At 57.7% G+C, this 16,438-nt stretch carries 13 protein-coding genes and 1 tRNA gene; 6 read left to right on the top strand and 8 right to left on the bottom strand.

All coding sequences use genetic code 11. The annotated features are described in order from the left end of the window. The first annotated feature begins 434 nt into the window (after positions 1–434). Positions 435–1,202: a LuxR C-terminal-related transcriptional regulator gene (locus tag P353_RS11370; protein ID WP_034369176.1), complete on the top strand. Its 768-nt coding sequence runs from the start codon at positions 435–437 to the stop codon at positions 1,200–1,202. A gap of 1,995 nt (positions 1,203–3,197) precedes the next feature. Here P353_RS11370 and P353_RS11355 read toward each other — a convergent pair. After that, positions 3,198–3,282, bottom strand: a tRNA-Leu gene (locus P353_RS11355). A 40-nt stretch (positions 3,283–3,322) separates the two neighbouring features. On the opposite strand from P353_RS11355, the gene cysM reads away from it, so the two are divergent. The 3 genes from cysM to P353_RS11340 all read left to right on the top strand — a co-directional run bounded on the left by cysM (position 3,323) and on the right by P353_RS11340 (position 5,345). Continuing rightward, positions 3,323–4,228 (top strand): cysteine synthase CysM, encoded by a 906-nt coding sequence (gene cysM / locus P353_RS11350; protein WP_034369171.1) that lies wholly within the window; start codon positions 3,323–3,325, stop codon positions 4,226–4,228. A 197-nt stretch (positions 4,229–4,425) separates the two neighbouring features. Beyond that, entirely contained in the window at positions 4,426–5,049 is a 624-nt protein-coding gene (locus P353_RS11345) for an NUDIX domain-containing protein (RefSeq protein WP_034369168.1), read from the top strand. Positions 5,050–5,117: 68 nt separating this feature from the next. After that, positions 5,118–5,345: a sulfurtransferase TusA family protein gene (locus tag P353_RS11340; RefSeq protein ID WP_034369162.1), complete on the top strand. Its 228-nt coding sequence runs from the start codon at positions 5,118–5,120 to the stop codon at positions 5,343–5,345. A gap of 66 nt (positions 5,346–5,411) precedes the next feature. Here P353_RS11340 and P353_RS11335 read toward each other — a convergent pair whose 3' ends face one another. Further along, positions 5,412–6,416 (bottom strand): fatty acid desaturase, encoded by a 1,005-nt coding sequence (locus tag P353_RS11335; protein ID WP_052084829.1) that lies wholly within the window; start codon positions 6,414–6,416, stop codon positions 5,412–5,414. 242 nt (positions 6,417–6,658) lie between these two features. Here P353_RS11335 and P353_RS11330 point away from each other — a divergent pair, with 242 nt between their 5' ends. Together P353_RS11330 and P353_RS11325 are read left to right on the top strand one after the other, a co-directional pair. Next, complete coding sequence (locus tag P353_RS11330; protein WP_034369212.1) at positions 6,659–7,603, top strand: Bug family tripartite tricarboxylate transporter substrate binding protein; 945 nt, start codon at positions 6,659–6,661, stop codon at positions 7,601–7,603. A gap of 14 nt (positions 7,604–7,617) precedes the next feature. After that, positions 7,618–9,264 carry a rhodanese-like domain-containing protein gene (locus tag P353_RS11325; protein WP_034369156.1) on the top strand — a complete coding sequence of 549 codons (1,647 nt, stop codon included), beginning with the start codon at positions 7,618–7,620 and terminating at the stop codon, positions 9,262–9,264. Positions 9,265–9,323: 59 nt separating this feature from the next. Here P353_RS11325 and galU read toward each other — a convergent pair whose 3' ends face one another. The 6 genes from galU to P353_RS11295 form a co-directional block, all read right to left on the bottom strand. Continuing rightward, positions 9,324–10,211: a UTP--glucose-1-phosphate uridylyltransferase GalU gene (gene galU / locus P353_RS11320; RefSeq protein ID WP_034369153.1), complete on the bottom strand. Its 888-nt coding sequence runs from the start codon at positions 10,209–10,211 to the stop codon at positions 9,324–9,326. 72 nt (positions 10,212–10,283) lie between these two features. Continuing rightward, a complete protein-coding gene (locus tag P353_RS11315; protein ID WP_034369149.1) occupies positions 10,284–13,187 on the bottom strand; it encodes a valine--tRNA ligase in 2,904 nt (967 codons plus the stop codon). Between the two features lie 292 nt (positions 13,188–13,479). Continuing rightward, positions 13,480–14,130 carry a VOC family protein gene (locus P353_RS11310; protein ID WP_052084828.1) on the bottom strand — a complete coding sequence of 217 codons (651 nt, stop codon included), beginning with the start codon at positions 14,128–14,130 and terminating at the stop codon, positions 13,480–13,482. Between the two features lie 194 nt (positions 14,131–14,324). Next, entirely contained in the window at positions 14,325–14,900 is a 576-nt protein-coding gene (locus P353_RS11305; RefSeq protein ID WP_034369146.1) for a YceI family protein, read from the bottom strand. A gap of 84 nt (positions 14,901–14,984) precedes the next feature. Further along, positions 14,985–15,548 (bottom strand): YceI family protein, encoded by a 564-nt coding sequence (locus P353_RS11300; protein ID WP_034369144.1) that lies wholly within the window; start codon positions 15,546–15,548, stop codon positions 14,985–14,987. A gap of 103 nt (positions 15,549–15,651) precedes the next feature. Further along, complete coding sequence (locus P353_RS11295) at positions 15,652–16,200, bottom strand: cytochrome b (RefSeq protein WP_034369141.1); 549 nt, start codon at positions 16,198–16,200, stop codon at positions 15,652–15,654. Positions 16,201–16,438: the final 238 nt, after the last annotated feature.

The following is a 16,438-nucleotide window of genomic DNA, read 5'->3' as shown; positions in this document are numbered from 1 at the left end:
ACCGTCAACAAGTTCTGGAGTGCTTTGTTACGTTCCAAAACTGCTTTCGGTGAAGGCAGTTTCAGAAAACGACGGAGAAACAGTAATACCCAATTCAAAGATATTTTTGAAGAATTTAAAATGATGAAAAAAATGATTTATTTGTTGTGGTTCGTGAATGACGTGCTATTGAAAAAATAGTGCTTGTTGAAAAATTCTTACAATGCTAAAAAATGTAATCTATATTTCATTTTATTTTATCTATCCATTGTTTCAAAAATAAAGGGTTTACATCTATTTTTACGATGAAAAGAAGTTAATACCTTGTATTCCAGTATTAATTTGTAAAAATTTAAACCTTATTTTTCTTTATTTGTTTTTTGTGGATTTTTAATGGGATGAATTCTATTTTTCGCGAGGTTCCCAAGCAATCGACTCATCAAATGGAGTGTCACATGTATCTATCCGACGCATTTATGAGCTCACGGTTTGATGATGCAGGCAGTGCAGAAGTCACATCTACAGTCTTTAGGCACATGTGGCCGTCCGACATGAAGGGGCAGCAGAACCAGCCGGTGCGAGTCTTTCTGGTTGACGAAGACAACCATGTCAGGAATGTGATCTCGCAGGAACTCATGCGTGACCCGCGCACTCTTCTGGTAGGGCAGGCTTCCAGCTACAAAGAGGCTCGTAAGAACGTCTTTTTGGAAGAGTTCGATGTGCTCCTCATCGACCTGTCTATTGGCGAAGGTCAAGGAGCCGAGTTGCTGGAATCGGTCCAAATAAAGAGGCCTGACGTGCAGAGCATTGCAATTTCTGCAAGTGAAAACGACGATGCGGCAATGAATGCTCTTAAAAGAGGCGCTGTTGGATATCTGGTAAAGAGCTCATGGTTTGGAAGTTACTTGCAAGCTGTGCTGGAAGTGGCCAATGGCGGAGCGGCTATATCTCCAGTAGTAGCGAAGAAAATCATTCCAAAAATATTCAAGGCCAATTTGCATGAGGAAAGTATCTTCAAACACAAGAGCTTTGAGTCGCTGACTGAAAGAGAAGTGGAAATATTGAAATTGATAGCTCAAGGAAAGAACGCTCTCGAGGTTGCGTCCTACTTGCAAATAAGCCCTTTGACTGTGTCAACGCATATAAAAAATATATACGGAAAAATGCAAGTAAGAACCAGAGCGCAAGCCGTCAGGTGTGCAATCCTGATGGGAGTCATTTGAATAATGCTGTTAGCTGTGTTCAAGGTCTTACGTGAAAAATACTCTGTCTGACGTCGAATATTGAAATCATATTTAAATTTGAAATATTTGTTTGAAGGTTTCTTGATAGGGAAATTTCTTTCATGAGGTGGAGGGAGCTTTACCTGAGCGCCTTCGATCATGTGGTCCTTGTTGGCCAAAGCTTGCGTGCTGCTTTCACATAGGATGCTATCCGGCAGCTTTGACGCTTTATCAATGTCATGTTGGGTTGGCCGAGAAGTTACGCATGTCGCACATAGGCATGGTGCGGATTCGTTGGCCTGCCCCATCAGTGATGGGGACTTCTGTGCGGTAGTCCTCAGCGTCGCCGGCATCTCCCCAAAGTCGGGTGATTCTGCAATCTCAAATTCAATAGCGTCTTTGACTATCTGGGTCTTGTTGACATCGTGCTTGAGCAGGCCGTCTCCAGGCATCTGTGCTGCAATCACATCATTCAAAAGCATGCCGGTCGCAAATGCCAGGTCCATTCCGTCCCGTACCACTTGATCGGCCTGGGCATTGACGGCGCGGAACAGCTCTGGCGTGATCTTGAAAGTGCGGGCATTGTGTCCATGCCCCAGGCGGCAGGCCCGAAGATCTCAAGCTGATTTCGGTCAACGAGTTCGCGGCCAAGGATGATTTCAGCGTGATCAGGAACGCCAGCGAGGCCAATGTGCTGGCCGCGCATCCCGTCTCGTCTGGATTGCTGGGCATCATCCCCGGCAACGCTGGGCGGACTTGGCCATGCCTGCCAATCCCTGGATGTCTTCTACGAGGATGAGGTTACCCCGTTGCAAAAGCTGTTCGAGACATTCAAAGAGTGAGCGGGACGGGAGATTTTGAGGCTGCTTCCTTATGAGGCAAACCGAGGCTGACCACTGCACTCTATTCAGCGGTGCTAGGAGGGGGAGTCAATGAATGGGGGCCACTCCGAAATGACCGATGCTGCGTGTGCATGTGCTGATCGCCAGAGGTCGTTCTGGCTGGAGCCAGGATGGTCTGGTAGTTCGATGTGTCTATCAGTAGCCCGAATGGCGAACCAAATGCCATGGTCCCAGTCTTTGTCTCGTCGCTGCTTCTTATGGGCAGGTGCAGTCATCACGACCAATCTCTTATTGCCCGCTCTTGCATAGCCGATTTCAACCCGCGTTCCAAAAGCCTCTAGGTCTTCGAGATAGGCGACAACAACGTCAGCCCGTGAGATGCCTTGAAGAGCTCCGCGATAGGCAGCGCTTTGGGGGGGAGGGAGAGCAAGCATTCGCGCCATGCATGTGTCCATGGCAGCCATTTCTCGCTTTCCACGGACCTGAATACATGAACCTCGTGCGAGTTCAGTGAAATAGCATTTCTTCCGGCAGCGCGATCTGCACATCGGTATTTGAATTCACGATCCCTAGATCACCAAGTACCTCGGATCCGGATACGTCGAAGATTCGCCAACAGGAAAACTCTCCGCCCGGGTTCCCATTGTCTGTAGCCGCCCCCATTTTTCCCGCCATGTAGACGACAGGTAGAACCAGGTTCGCTTGGCGAATTGCCTTGCCTCCTGCAGCCAGCTTTCGGCATCCGTTTCGCACCAGCCAACTGCTCTGTTGCTCATTGGTGTGGGATGAGGAATTCGGAGGGACATGACGTTCTCGTCGAGCCTGCCTGCTTCGTGGGTGTAAATTACGAGCTGGTCGGCATATCGCGAACCTGCGCTAATGCACGGGATGCAAGATATTTGGGGGCGGCAAATTACGAGGCTTGCGGGACGCCAGATAGACTGAAGCCATCATTGGATGGGGGCGCCTTTGTCCAAAGCGAGAGCTGCCATCTCGTCACGCAAGCGGGAGGACACAGGCATGCTTCGGATGTCGTCGCATGGTTTTTGCGCCAATCGTTTTTTTGAGATGCACCAAATCTCAATTTGCGAGGGGAGCATTGCGGCAAAAGAAAAAGCCGTTAAGTCTTTGGAACTTAACGGCTTATTGTATGTGGTGCCCGGGGCCGGAATCGAACCGGCACGCCTTGCGGCGGGGGATTTTGAGTCCCCTGCGTCTACCAATTTCACCACCCGGGCTTCGCTTAGCGCAGACGCGAATTATGGCACAGTATTGGACATGAAAACTTATTCGACCATCGAACATGCTATCGGTCACACGCCGCTGGTGGCATTGCAACGCATCGGCGCGGATGCAAACCGTGAACGTGCAAACGTAGTGCTGGGCAAGCTCGAAGGCAACAACCCGGCTGGCTCCGTCAAGGACCGGCCTGCGCTGTCCATGATCCAGCGTGCTGAAGAGCGCGGCGAGATCAAGCCGGGCGACGCACTGATCGAGGCAACGTCGGGCAACACCGGCATTGCCTTGGCCATGGCTGCAGCCATCAAGGGCTATCGCATGATTCTGATCATGCCCGAGGACCTGTCCATCGAGCGCGCACAGACCATGAAGGCTTATGGCGCCGAACTGATTCTGACGCCCAAGAGCGGCGGCATGGAATATGCGCGCGATCTGGCCGACCAGATGGTGGCTCAGGGCAAGGGTGTGCTGCTGGATCAGTTTGCCAACCCCGACAATCCCAGGGCCCACTATGAAACCACAGGGCCGGAGCTGTGGGAGCAGACCGGTGGCGAGATCACCCACTTTGTGAGTGCCATGGGTACTACCGGAACCATTACCGGCGTTGCCAAATTCCTCAAGGAAAAGAACCCGGACATCAAGATCATCGGCGCTCAGCCTTCCGAGGGATCGCGCATTCCTGGCATCCGCAAGTGGCCCGAGGAGTATCTGCCCAAGATCTATGACGCTTCGCTGGTCGACGAACTGGTCTATGTGACCCAGGACGATGCCGAAGACATGGCTCGCCGCATGGCGCGCGAAGAGGGCATCTTTGCGGGCATCTCGGCAGCCGGTGCACTGTGGGTGGCCCAGGAAATTGCCAAACGCGAGCAGAACGCCACCATCGTTTTTGTGGTGTGCGACCGTGGTGATCGCTACCTCTCTACAGGCGTGTTTCCGGCATGAGCAATGTCTTTTGCGTGATAGCGTAAAAGAGGATCAAAGCTCCAAATGACAGTCAGCGTTTATCCATCAAGCGCTGACTGCTACCAATATCAAGAATAGTACTTACGCAAACAAGAATGCAACAGCGGCCTGCCTTCTGAGACAGACGCCTCGCCTGAACCCGTTTTGCGTAAGTCGTGAAGAATACGGAGAGCCTCATGGCTTATGAAGTCCGCTTTTGTTCCAACTGCGCGACTGAGCTGCAATGGATTGTGGCCAGCGAGGACAGCGGCGAGGTACAGCGTCTGCGTTGCCCGAGTTGCGGGTTCACGCATTGGGGCAATCCCACGCCAGTGCTGGCGGCTGTGGTGGAGGGTGATGACGGCCGGGTGCTGCTGGCGCGCAATGCACTGTGGCAAGAGGGCGTTTTCGGCCTGATTACGGGCTTTATGGAAGCCGGTGAATCGCCAGAAGCCGGTATCTGTCGCGAGGTTCTCGAAGAGACGGGTCTGCGCGTGAAGGCGCTGCGTCTGCTGTGTTGCTCGGAGTTTCTGCGCATGAATCAGGTGTTGATTGCCTACCATGTGCGCGTGCAGGGCCGGCCAGAGGATGTGAAGCTCTCGCCCGAGCTGCTGGAATACCGCTGGCAGACGGCCGAGGAGTCGCTGTGCTGGCCTGCAGGCACGGGCTACGCTCTGGCAGAGTGGATCAAGCAAAAAGGCTTCGAGCCACGTTTTGGCGCTTTCCGCCCTGGTCAAAATCCCGAGCCTGACCCCGCCAAATGGCCTGTGCGACGCTGGGTTGATGACACGCGCTTTACGGTGGCCCCCATTCTGAATTGAGCAAAGACCGCGCTGTCACTGACAGAGCCCGGCTTTTCTACAATCGGAGCTGACGAGGAATCCACCCCATGCAAGTAGATCAAGAAGTTGACACCCGCGGCCTGAACTGTCCGCTGCCTATTCTCAAAGCCAAGAAAGCGCTGGCTGCCATGCAAAGCGGCCAACTGCTCAAGGTCGTGGCCACCGATACCGGCTCCATCCGGGACTTCCAGGCCTTTGCCAAGCAGACCGGCAATGAGCTGGTCGAGCAGCAGACGATCGGCGATGAGTTCATCCATATCCTGCGCCGACGCTGAAAATCAGTGGTTGACGCAACAAAGGCCTGCATTTGCAGGCCTTTTTTTTTGTAGCGCTCGGTGCGCTTACCAGCGCGGGTGCACAGGGTCAAAAACGGGTTTACGCCAGAAGCGCTGTGCAATCTCGGCATAACTGCGGTAGTGGAAGCCGTCATTGCTTTGCAAAACGGCTTCACGATGCTGGCGAAAGTAGCCAGGGATGCGGTACCAGGGAAGCGTAGGAAACAGATGGTGAACCTGATGCAGATTGTTGTAGAGGTAGAGCAGGCCGCCCACCACATTGGATTCCACGATGGCTGTGCGTTGCACCGGTTTCTCGCCCCAGCGGTGCTCGGTAAAAGTGCGCAGCTGGCCTAGCATCATGCCGGGATAGACAAAGTACAGCAGATATTCCCACCACTGCATGCCTGCTAGAGCCAAGGCGAAGTACAGCAGGGGCAGGGCCGATGCCGTATGAATGGCCCACACAGGCGACCGGCTGAAGTCGCCTGAGCGTATAAAGCGCCATTCCGTGCGTAGCAGTTTGTGGAGGCGCAGCAAGGGGCCCATGGTCAGGCGTACAGGAAGCACTTGGTTGGCCTGGTAGATGGTTCGCCATAGGGGACTGAGAGCTTTCCATTGCGCGGGACCGTGATAGGCGCTTTCGGTGTCTCGCTGTGGGTGGGTCAGGTGAGCGTTGACATGGTGGGTGCTGTGGCTTGCGTGATAGAACGGGTAGGGTAGCCACAGATTGATGGGGGGCCATACCAGGACAGTGCGCAACCATGCGGGCCAATGGCGCATGGCATGGATGGACTCATGCTGCAGGGAAAAATGCAGCTGTGCCACATAGCCGCCAAGCAAAAAAAGCAGTGCGCCAGGAATGAGGGCATGCCACCAGATCAGCGCTGCCCAGGCTGCATACAGGATGGCCGCCAGGGCCACCGTGGGAAGCTCCCAGCGATCCCAGAGCTTTGGGGAGCGTTGAGGAGTTGGCAGGCGCTTGACGGGGTGCGCCGAAAGCACCTCGGATGACGAAGCGGGCTTTGCAGTTTGCGGGGCTGTATATGTAGCCGAAGAGGTGGAGGGCATTGAAAGATGAGAAAACGCAGAGACCTCGGGCGAGGCTGATGGGGCTGGTTTGCATGGTGGGTGCCCTGGGTAGAAATGCCAAATGCGAAATCCGCATTTGCTTGCTTGAAAAGCGTTGTTCTCTCCTGGCGTGAAACGCGCTGCAATGCCGCATTTCCTTTCAACGCTCTTGCGGCCCGTACGTCATGCTTTTCCCTTTTGCTTCTTTTTCGCGCCGCCATGCATCATCTCTAGCGCTGTCCATGACGGCCGTCCTGGCGATGCATATCCCGAACGCACAGGCCAAGGAGGCTTATCCAAGCAAGTCCATCCGCCTGGTTGTGCCCTACCCGGCGGGCGGCATTGCCGACAAGATTGCCCGTGAAGTGGGAGAGGAGCTGGGGCGTCGACTCAAGCAGACGGTAGTGGTGGACAACCGTATCGGGGCGGCTGGCAATATCGGTTTCGAGTGGGTGGCCCGCCAGCCTGCAGATGGCTATACGCTGCTGCTGGCTCCATCCTCCAACCTCACGGTGCAGCCGGCCCTGTTCAAACAGCTGAGCTATAGCTTGGACAAGGACTTCACCCCTGTCTCCCTGCTGGTGCAGACGCCGCAGGTGTTGCTGGTCAATCCCAGTCTGCCGGTCAAAAATGTGCAGGAGCTGATTGCCTATTCTCGCAAGCATCCTGGCCAGGTGAATTACGGTGTCAGCATCGGCGCCTTCTCGCATCTGGCCGGGGAGTCTCTGCAGGCGTTGACAGGTGCTAACTTCACCGCCATTCCCTACCAGGGGTCTGCGCCGGCGCTCAACGATCTGATGGGAGGGCAGACCCAGTTCATCTTCAACGAAGTGGTCACAGCCATCCCCTACATACAAAGTGGCAAGCTCAGGCCGCTGGCCGTGGCCTACAGGACAAGGGCGCCCTGGCTGCCGGATGTACCCACGACCGCAGAGGCTGGAGTCCCCAACTTTGAAGTGACTTCCTGGTATGCCGTCGTTGCGCGTTCAGGAACGCCACCGGACATCGTGCAACGTGTTTCCAAGGAGTTGCATGAGATTGTGCAATCGCCCGGTTTCAAGAAGCGCTATGACGATATCGGTGCTTTCACCGTGGGCAGCACACCGCAGGAATTGGAGCGCTTTATCAAGAGCGAGTCGACGAAGTGGCTGGCTGTGGTCAGGCAAGCAGGCATACAGCCGAACTGAGCTGGGAGTCAAGCGTGAGTAACCCGGCTTTGCTTAGCCCCGATGATCTGCGTGTCTGGCTGCAGGATGGGCAGGAACTGGCCTTGCTTGATGTGTCCGAGGCTCGGCACTATGCCCGCTCCCACATCGTGGCGGCACGCCACCTGCCCTTGTCTCAGCTGGCACTGCAGGCCCCAGCTCTGTTGCCAAGACTCGGTGTGCGGATTGTGCTGTGCAGTGCCGATGTGGACGTCGATGCTGCCCAAGAGCAGGTGCAGCGTGCGGCAGATCTTTTGCGGGAGCTGGGTTGCACGCAGCTATGGTCGCTGCAGGGAGGATTGCAAGCCTGGATGGCGCAGGGTGAGTTGCTGATTGACGGCTACAACACGCTGGTCAAGGCCTTTGGTGAGAGGGTGCGCCAGCATTTTGAAGTTCCTGCCTTGTCAGCGCAGGCACTGGCGCAGCGCTGGCAGCAGGGCGTGCCGACAACCGTGGTCGATGTGCGGACCTTGGGCGAGCATCGTTACAGTACCTTGCCCCGTGCGCTCAGCTATCCAGGTACGGAATGGCCGCTGTGCGATCTGGATGCACATGCCGCAGCGGCGCAGCCTGGACATCTGTGGGCTGTCACCTGCTTTAGTCGTACGCGAGGTGTCATCGGCACCGCCACACAGCGGGTACTGCGTGGCGCCGATGTACCGGTGGCGTGGGTAGACGATGGCGTCATGGCTTGGGTCGTACAGGGGCATGCCGAGGTGAGTGATGTGGAGCAGGCGCAGGAGATATTGCCAGTCTTTGCTCAATCACAGGCGCGAGCCAAGGCCCAGGAATTGGTCGCACGCTTTGCACTGGCGAGCGTGGACGATGAGGGCCTGGCGCAGTGGCGTGATGACCGAGAGCGCAGTGTGCAGCTGTTCGACCTCCGCCCCGGAGCCATTTCCCGCCCCGGCATTCAGGCCGTGGCAGGCGGGCAGTTGCTGATGCATTTCGAAAACCTGGTGGTTGTACGCCATGCCCGGGTCGTGCTGCTGGACGAGCCTCACCAGCTTCGCTCTGCTGTCACGGCATTCTGGCTTGCTCAGCTGGGCGAATGCGATGTCTTTCTCTATGCGGGCGATGCCGGAACCATCGAGGCTGCAGGCTTGCAGGGCGGTCTGCCTCAGTACGATGATGTGCAGTCCGTCACAGCAGATGCGCTTGCTTCAAGGTTGGCGCAGCTGCAGGCAAAGGTCGTGGACGTAGGGCCCAGTCTTGATTATGTGAAGACCCACATTGTCCAGGCGGTGCATGCGAATGCTGCTGCCCTGGCGTCGTTGCAGCTGGCTCATGCCGAGGCCCGGGATCAGGGCCAGTGGCTGGTACTGACATCTCCAGATGGTCAACAGGCGCGCCATGCAGCCCGTGCTTTGACGCGCTCGCTGAGTGCCGAAGCCAGCAAGAACGTGCGCTGGCTGGAAGGGGGGACCCAGGCCTGGATTGCCCAGAACCAGCCTGTAGAAGCCGGGCACAGGCCTGAGCAACTGTTGACGGCATTTCTGGACGACTGGGGTTCCATCATGCGCGTGCCGCAGGAAAAGCGCCTGCCAGCCTGGAGTAGCTATCTGCGATGGGAGCGCAACCTGGCCGCAAGGCTGGATGGCGACCCAGGTGTGCGCTTTCGTTTTTTCGATGCTGCAGCCTGAAGAACAAAGAGCAGGTCCGGGCCGTAGTCCACCTGCTCCTTGGTGCGATCAAGTTCGGCTCAGAGTACGAGCTGTTTCAGGTACTCGCGAAAGCTGTCGCCCACATCGGGGTGCTGCAGCGCCAGCTCCACCGTGGCCTGCAGAAAGCCTTCCTTGCTGCCGCAGTCATAGCGTTTGCCGGCGTACTGGAAGGCGTAGACGGCCTCGTGCTGCATCAGGCGCTCTATGGCATCGGTCAGCTGTATCTCTCCGCCTACTCCCTGGGGCTGGTTGCGGATCTGGTCGAAGATGGCCGGGGTCAGCACATAGCGGCCGGCCACGCCCATGCGCGACGGGGCTTTTTCGGGAGCGGGCTTTTCCACGATCTCGTCGATACGCATCAGAGGTCCACCCGCGGGCTCGCCCTTGACGATGCCATAGCGCTTGGTGTGCTCGAGCGGCACTTCCTGCACGGCCAGCAGCGAGCGGCCCTGCTTCTGGAAGGCGGCCGTCATTTGCGCCATCACGCCGGGGCCGCCGTTCTCTCCGGTCATCAGGTCGTCGGCAAGAATCACGGCGAAGGGCTCGTTCCCCACCAGAGGCTCTGCGCACAGCACGGCATGGCCCAGGCCCAGGGAGCGGGGCTGGCGCACGAACAGGCAGTTCATATCGGCCGGGCTGACGCTGCGCACCAGGTCCAGCATGGCTTGCTTGCCGGCATTCTCCAGCTCGTTCTCGAGTTCGTACGAAGTGTCGAAATGGTCTTCGATGGCTCGCTTGCTGCGGCCGGTGACAAAGACCATGTCGCGGATGCCTGCCTCGTACGCCTCTTCCACGGCGTACTGGATCAGCGGCTTGTCCACCACAGGCAGCATCTCCTTCGGGGAAGCTTTGGTGGCGGGCAGAAAACGGGTGCCCAGACCTGCAACGGGGAACACGGCTTTGCGGACGCGGGTTTGATTGCTCATGTGCTTGTCTTTTCTAGATGGAAAAAAGGCGCAGTTGCCTGCGCCTTGTTTTATCAGGCAGTTTAGCGGTGTTTAACCGAGGCGAGCCAGTTGCTCGTTGATGCGTGTCAGCGTGGCGCCAAAGTCGGCCAGACGTTTGCGCTCCTGCTCCAGCACGGCGGCGGGCGCCTTGGCGCAGAAGGCTTCGTTGCCCAGCTTGCCATTGGCTTTCACGATTTCACCTTCCAGACGCTTGGCTTCCTTGCTCAGGCGGGCCTTCTCGGCTTCCACGTCGATCTCCACGAACAGAGCCAGACGGATGTCGCCCATCACGTTCACGGGCGAGGCTTGAGCCGCGGTGGCCCAGGCGGCCTCGTCGTCAAAGACCTTGACTTCGCTGAGCTTGGCCAGGTTCTTGAGCACGTCGGCATTGGCGCGCAGGAAGGTCGAATCGTCGGCATTGCCGGCCACGGCCAGCAGCGGCAGGCGCTGGGCGGGCGACACGCCCATCTCGCCGCGCAGCGCACGGCAAGCGTCCACCATCTGCTTGATGCGGCCCACGTAGGCAATCGATGCTTCGTCTATCTTCTCGGGCTGGGCTTCGGGATAGCGGGCCACGGCGATGGATTCACCCTTGAGGCCGGCCACGGGCGCAACCTGCTGCCACAGCTCTTCCGTCACAAACGGAATGATGGGGTGGGCCAGACGCAGAATCGCTTCCAGCGTACGGATCAGCGTGCGGCGGGTGGCGCGCTGCTGGGCTTCGTTGCCGGTCTGGATCTGCACCTTGGCGATTTCCAGATACCAGTCGCAGAACTCGTTCCAGACGAAGTCGTAAATCGTGTTGGCGACATTGTCCAGACGGAATTCGGCAAAGCCCTTGGCCACTTCGGCCTCGACCTTTTGCAGCTGCGAGGCGATCCAGCGGTCGGGCTGGCTGAAGTGCATATAACCCGCAAACTCGCCACCGGGCTGGCATTGTTCCTTGGTATGAGGAGCCAGGCCGCAGTCATGGCCTTCGCAGTTCATCAGCACAAAGCGCGAAGCATTCCAGAGCTTGTTGCAGAAGTTGCGGTAACCCTCGCAGCGCTTGCTGTCGAAGTTGATGCTGCGGCCCAGAGACGCCAGGGCGGCAAAGGTAAAGCGCAGTGCGTCGGCACCGTAGGCGGGAATGCCTTCGGGGAATTCCTTTTGCGTGTTCTTGCGCACCTGGGGCGCAGTCTCGGGCTTGCGCAGGCCGGTGGTGCGCTTGTCCAGCAGGGGATCGAGTGCGATGCCGTCGATCAGGTCCACGGGGTCCAGCACATTGCCTTCGGACTTGCTCATCTTCTTGCCCTGTGCATCGCGCACCAGGCCATGGATGTAGACATGCTTGAACGGCACGCGACCGGTGAAGTGCGTGGTCATCATGATCATGCGCGCCACCCAGAAGAAGATGATGTCGTAGCCCGTCACCAGCACCGAAGAGGGCAGGTAGAGGTTGTAGTCATCATCGGCGGCATTGCCCTGCTCGGGCCAGCCCATGGTGCTGAACGGAACCATGGCCGAGGAGTACCAGGTGTCCAGCACGTCTTCGTCGCGGCGCAGCGTCTTGCCGGGGGCCTGGGCCTGGGCTTCGGCTTCGCTCTTGGCAACGTAGATATTGCCTTCTTCGTCATACCAGGCAGGAATCTGGTGGCCCCACCACAGCTGGCGCGAGATGCACCAGTCCTGGATGTTGTTCATCCATTGGTTGTAGGTGTTGACCCAGTTTTCGGGCACGAAGGTCACGTCGCCATTGGCCACGGCATCAATCGCCTTCTGGGCGATGGACTTGCCAGTAGGGTCCTGGTCGCTGACCTTGCTCATGGCGATGAACCACTGGTCGGTCAGCATGGGCTCGATCACCTGGCCGGTACGGTCGCAGATGGGCACCATCAGCTTGTGCTTCTTGATCTCGACCATCAGGCCCAGCTCTTCCAGGTCGGCCACGATGGCCTTGCGGGCCACAAAGCGGTCCATGCCGCGGTATTTTTCGGGTGCTTCGTCGTTGATCTTGGCGGTCAGCGTCAGCACCGTGATCATGGGCAGCTTGTGGCGCTGGCCTACCTGATAGTCGTTCTGGTCATGCGCAGGCGTCACCTTCACCACGCCGGTGCCGAACTCGCGGTCCACATATTCGTCGGCGATGATGGGGATCTGGCGGCCCACCAGAGGCAGGGTCACGGTCTGGCCGATCAGGGCACGATAGCGCTCGTCTTCGGGATGGACCATCACGGCCACGTCGCCCAGCATGGTTTCGGGACGGGTGGTTGCGACCACCAGATTGCCTTCGCCGCTGGTCAGCGGGTAGGCGATATGCCAGAGCGAACCGTCTTTCTCCTGGTTTTCCACTTCCAGGTCGGAGACTGCAGACTGCAGCACCGGGTCCCAGTTCACCAGGCGCTTGCCGCGGTAGATCAGGCCTTGCTGGTACAGCTTCACAAAGGTCTCGGTCACCACCTTGGACAGCTTGTCGTCCATGGTGAAGTACTCGCGGCTCCAGTCCACGGTATCGCCCATGCGGCGCATCTGGGTGGTGATGGTGTTGCCGGACTTTTCCTTCCACTCCCAGACCTTCTTGGTGAACTCGTCGCGGCCCAGGTCATAGCGGCTCACGCCCTGGGTCTGCAACTGGCGCTCCACCACGATCTGGGTAGCGATGCCTGCGTGGTCGGTGCCGGGAATCCAGGCCGTGTTGTAGCCCTTCATGCGGTGGTAGCGTGTCAGCGAGTCCATGATGGTCTGGTTGAACGCGTGACCCATGTGCAGCGTACCTGTCACATTGGGTGGGGGCAACTGGATGGAGAAGTTGTTGCCTGCAGCGGTAGCTTCGGTACCGGGCTTGCCCGTGCCGCGATAGCCGGCATTGCCGTAGCCGCGCTTTTCCCACTCAGGGCCCCAATGGGCTTCGATGGAGGCAGGTTCAAAAGACTTGGAGAGGCTGTCGAGGCCGGGCTGTTGAATGGTGTCGCTCATGGCTGCGTTACAAGAACTCTGGAAATGAAAACGGCATCCTGAAAAGGGATGCCGTCTGCATGAAAGATAAGGACGGATTGCCAATGATTTTAGCGATCCGATCCAGTGATGAGCGCGGTAGGTCTTATTTCGCCCTTCTGCACTTATTTATCAAGCGCTTGCAGCTATTAAATTAGCGAGACATCGCTCGAATAAGCATGTACCACGCCAGCGACTTCGAGCAAGGCCTGGGCGGCCCCAACCGCCCCGCAGCGAGGGCGTCGTCCCCCTTGGGGGGAAGGCGCAAAGCGCCTCAGGGGGCAGGGATGAATTCCGGTCGGTCGTTGTTTTGCGGCTTGAGTGGAGCGCCGGACTTGCCCTCGGCACGCTCCTTGCGCCACTGCTCCTTGCGGGCCGTCCACTCGTCCAGACGTGCATGGGCGGTCTTGCTTTCCTTGAGCATCTGCAGCTCGTCGGCCAACTGGGCCGTCAGCTCCAGGCGGATGCCGTTGGGGTCGAAGAAGTAAATGCTCTTGAAGATGTGGTGATCCGTCACGCCCAGCACTTCCACGCCGCAGGCCTGCAGGCGGGCCTTGGTGTTTTCGAGCTCCTGCACGGAGTCCACACGGAAGGAGATGTGATTGATCCAGATCGGAGTGTTGGGTGAGGGAAGGGCCGCTTCGTCGTCACCAATGTCGAAGAAGGCGATGAAGGAGCCGTCCTTGAGGCGGAAGAAGAAATGGGTGTAGGGACAGTACTCGCCCGTGGAGGGGACGTAGTCGCTCTGGATGATGTGATAGAGCGGCAGGCCCAGGATGTCCTCGTAGAAGTGACGAGTCTCTTCCGCATCCTTGGCTTTGTAGGCGTAATGGTGCAGCTGCTGCACGGCCGCAGGTGCGGGCAGCTGGCTCATGTCCGCACGCCGGGGCTGGGAGTAAACCGGGGTAGGGGCGGCTTGGCTCATGCGATGTCTCCTTCAATTGTGTGAGTGGATTTATTCTACTATTCGTAATTGATTAACCTAAAGTAAATTTTTTGATGAAAGGGGTTTGTGTCTGAAGCATGCCGCAGACGCAAAAAAGCCCGGACCGTTTGCACGGGCCAGGCCAAAGAGAGAGCCCGCAAAGGGCGTCACTCGAGAGTCTTTGCGGACCTGGATTACTGCTTCACAGCCTCGATCTGCAGGACCAGGCGCACTTCCTTGGGGAAGCCGTAGGGAATGCCGTAGTTCACGCCCCACTGGGTGCGGTCGATGGTTGCCTCGAAGTCGCCGCCGCAGACTTCACGCTTTTGCAGCATGGGGCTTTCGTAGCAGGTGAACTTATTGGCCTTGACGGTGATGGGCGCAGTCTTGCCCAGCAGGGTCAGCTGGCCGGTCACTTCCTTGAGCTTGTCGCCGTCAAACACAAACTTGTCGGAGACAAACTTGGCTTCGGGGAATTTTTCCACGTTGAAGATGTCGGCGCTTTGCAGATGCTTGTTGAAGGAGGGCGTGCCGGAGTTCACCGAAGTCATGTCCAGGGTCACTTCGACCTTGCCAGTCTTGGCTGCCTTGTCGAACTGCACAGTGCCGCTTTTCTTGTCGAAACGGGCACGGTTGGTGGAAGCACCAAAGTGATCGATCTCGAAAGTCGCAAACGTGTGCGTGGGGTCGATGGCGTAAGTGGCGGGTGCCGCCTGGGCAGCAGTGGCAAACAGGGACGCAGCGGCCAGGGCGAACAGAGTGGAACGCATGGTGAATACTCCTTCAGGGATTAGAACTATCAAAAACATGAGCTACCAGCGCTTGACTACCAAGGGCTGGAGCTGAAAAAACGCTTAAAGCTTGCCGACGCCGGTCAGAGCCAGCTTGAATTGCACGTTGACCTCGTCGGCCACCATGGAGGTGTCCTTCCAGTCGCCATCGCCGATCTTGAAGTTCAGACGCTTGAGCGCCAGCGTGCCGGTGGCCGTGGTGGTGGCGCCGGACTGGGTCAGCGTCACGGGCAGGCTCACCTTTTGTGCATTGCCCTTGATGGTCAGCGTGCCGTCCACCTGGAACTTGCCTCCGCCCAGAGCCTTGACGGCGCTGGAGTCAAAGGTGGCTTGAGGGAATTTGGCAACGTTGAACCAGTCTGCCTTGGGCAGTTCGGCATCGGTTTCCTTGGCGCCCATGGTGGCGCTGCCGGTATCGACCGTGAAATGGATCTTGCTGCTCTCGGGTTTGGCGGCGTCGAAGGCAATCTGGGCGTCGAACTTCTTGAAGTGCCCCTTGAGCGGCACGCCCATCTGCTTGGCTTCAAAGTTGACTGCGCTTTGCGTGGGCACCAGGGCTTGAGCGGCCTGTGCGGCAGTGCCCAGGAAAGCGGCTGCAATCAGTGCAGAGGAAAAAAGGACTTTCATCAAAAACTCCTTGTGATGAACAGAGAAAATTTAAAAACTGGCGTGATCCAGGTCAGGAACGCCTGGCAAGCGCCGCCGCCCCGGCAAAGCCGCTCAGGAGGTGTTATTTCCCAGGAATCATTCGTAACAGCAGTCCGTCGCGGTCAATGATCTGGTGCTTGATGACGGCAGCGATATGCATCGCCACCAGGGCTGCCAGCGCATAGGCCAGATAGCCGTGCCAGGGCTTGAGCGCTTCGGCCAGCTCGGGGCTCTTGCCTACCAGGTCAGGCAGCGGCAATTGACCGAACAGCACGATGGGAAATCCTGCGGCCGAGCTGTACATCCAGCCCACCAGCGGAATTGCAAAGAACAGCGCATACATCAGGTGGTGCACGCCATGGTGGGCAATGCGCTGCCAGGCGGGCATGGTGCGGGTGACGGCTTCGGGCAGCTCCGGCGGTCGGTGGGTGAAACGCCAGACCAGGCGCAGCACGGACAGGATCAGAATCGTCATGCCCGCCCATTTGTGCCAGTTGAAGTACTTGAGGCGTGTGGGCGAGAAAGGCAGCCCCGTCATATAGAGGCCAAAGGCGAAGATGCCGATCAGCGCCAGGGCCAGAACCCAGTGCAGGGCGATGGCGGTACCGGTGTAGCGGGAGCTTGAGTTCATGGAAACTGCAATCAGAAAGTGCGGGTTGCGGGCACTGGGGGCCTGCTTAAATTGATATGCAGTGTATGAAGCGGCGAATGCAAAAAGGTTCAGCAGGATTGAGGTCTCAATTCAAAAAAGCTGAATGTCCGAGCCAAAAAGCTCTGGCTTCTGCAATGTCATCGAGCATTCGAGGCGCAGCGAAGTGGGCGCACGCCGTTTTGTGCGACAAGCATCAATGAAGGAAGTTGGCATTGAT

The organism is Comamonas testosteroni, assembly GCF_000761245.1.
Lineage (GTDB): Bacteria > Pseudomonadota > Gammaproteobacteria > Burkholderiales > Burkholderiaceae_C > Comamonas > Comamonas testosteroni_C.
Note: the sequence above shows the minus strand (reverse complement) of the source record. Positions and strands in the feature narration are given on the sequence as shown.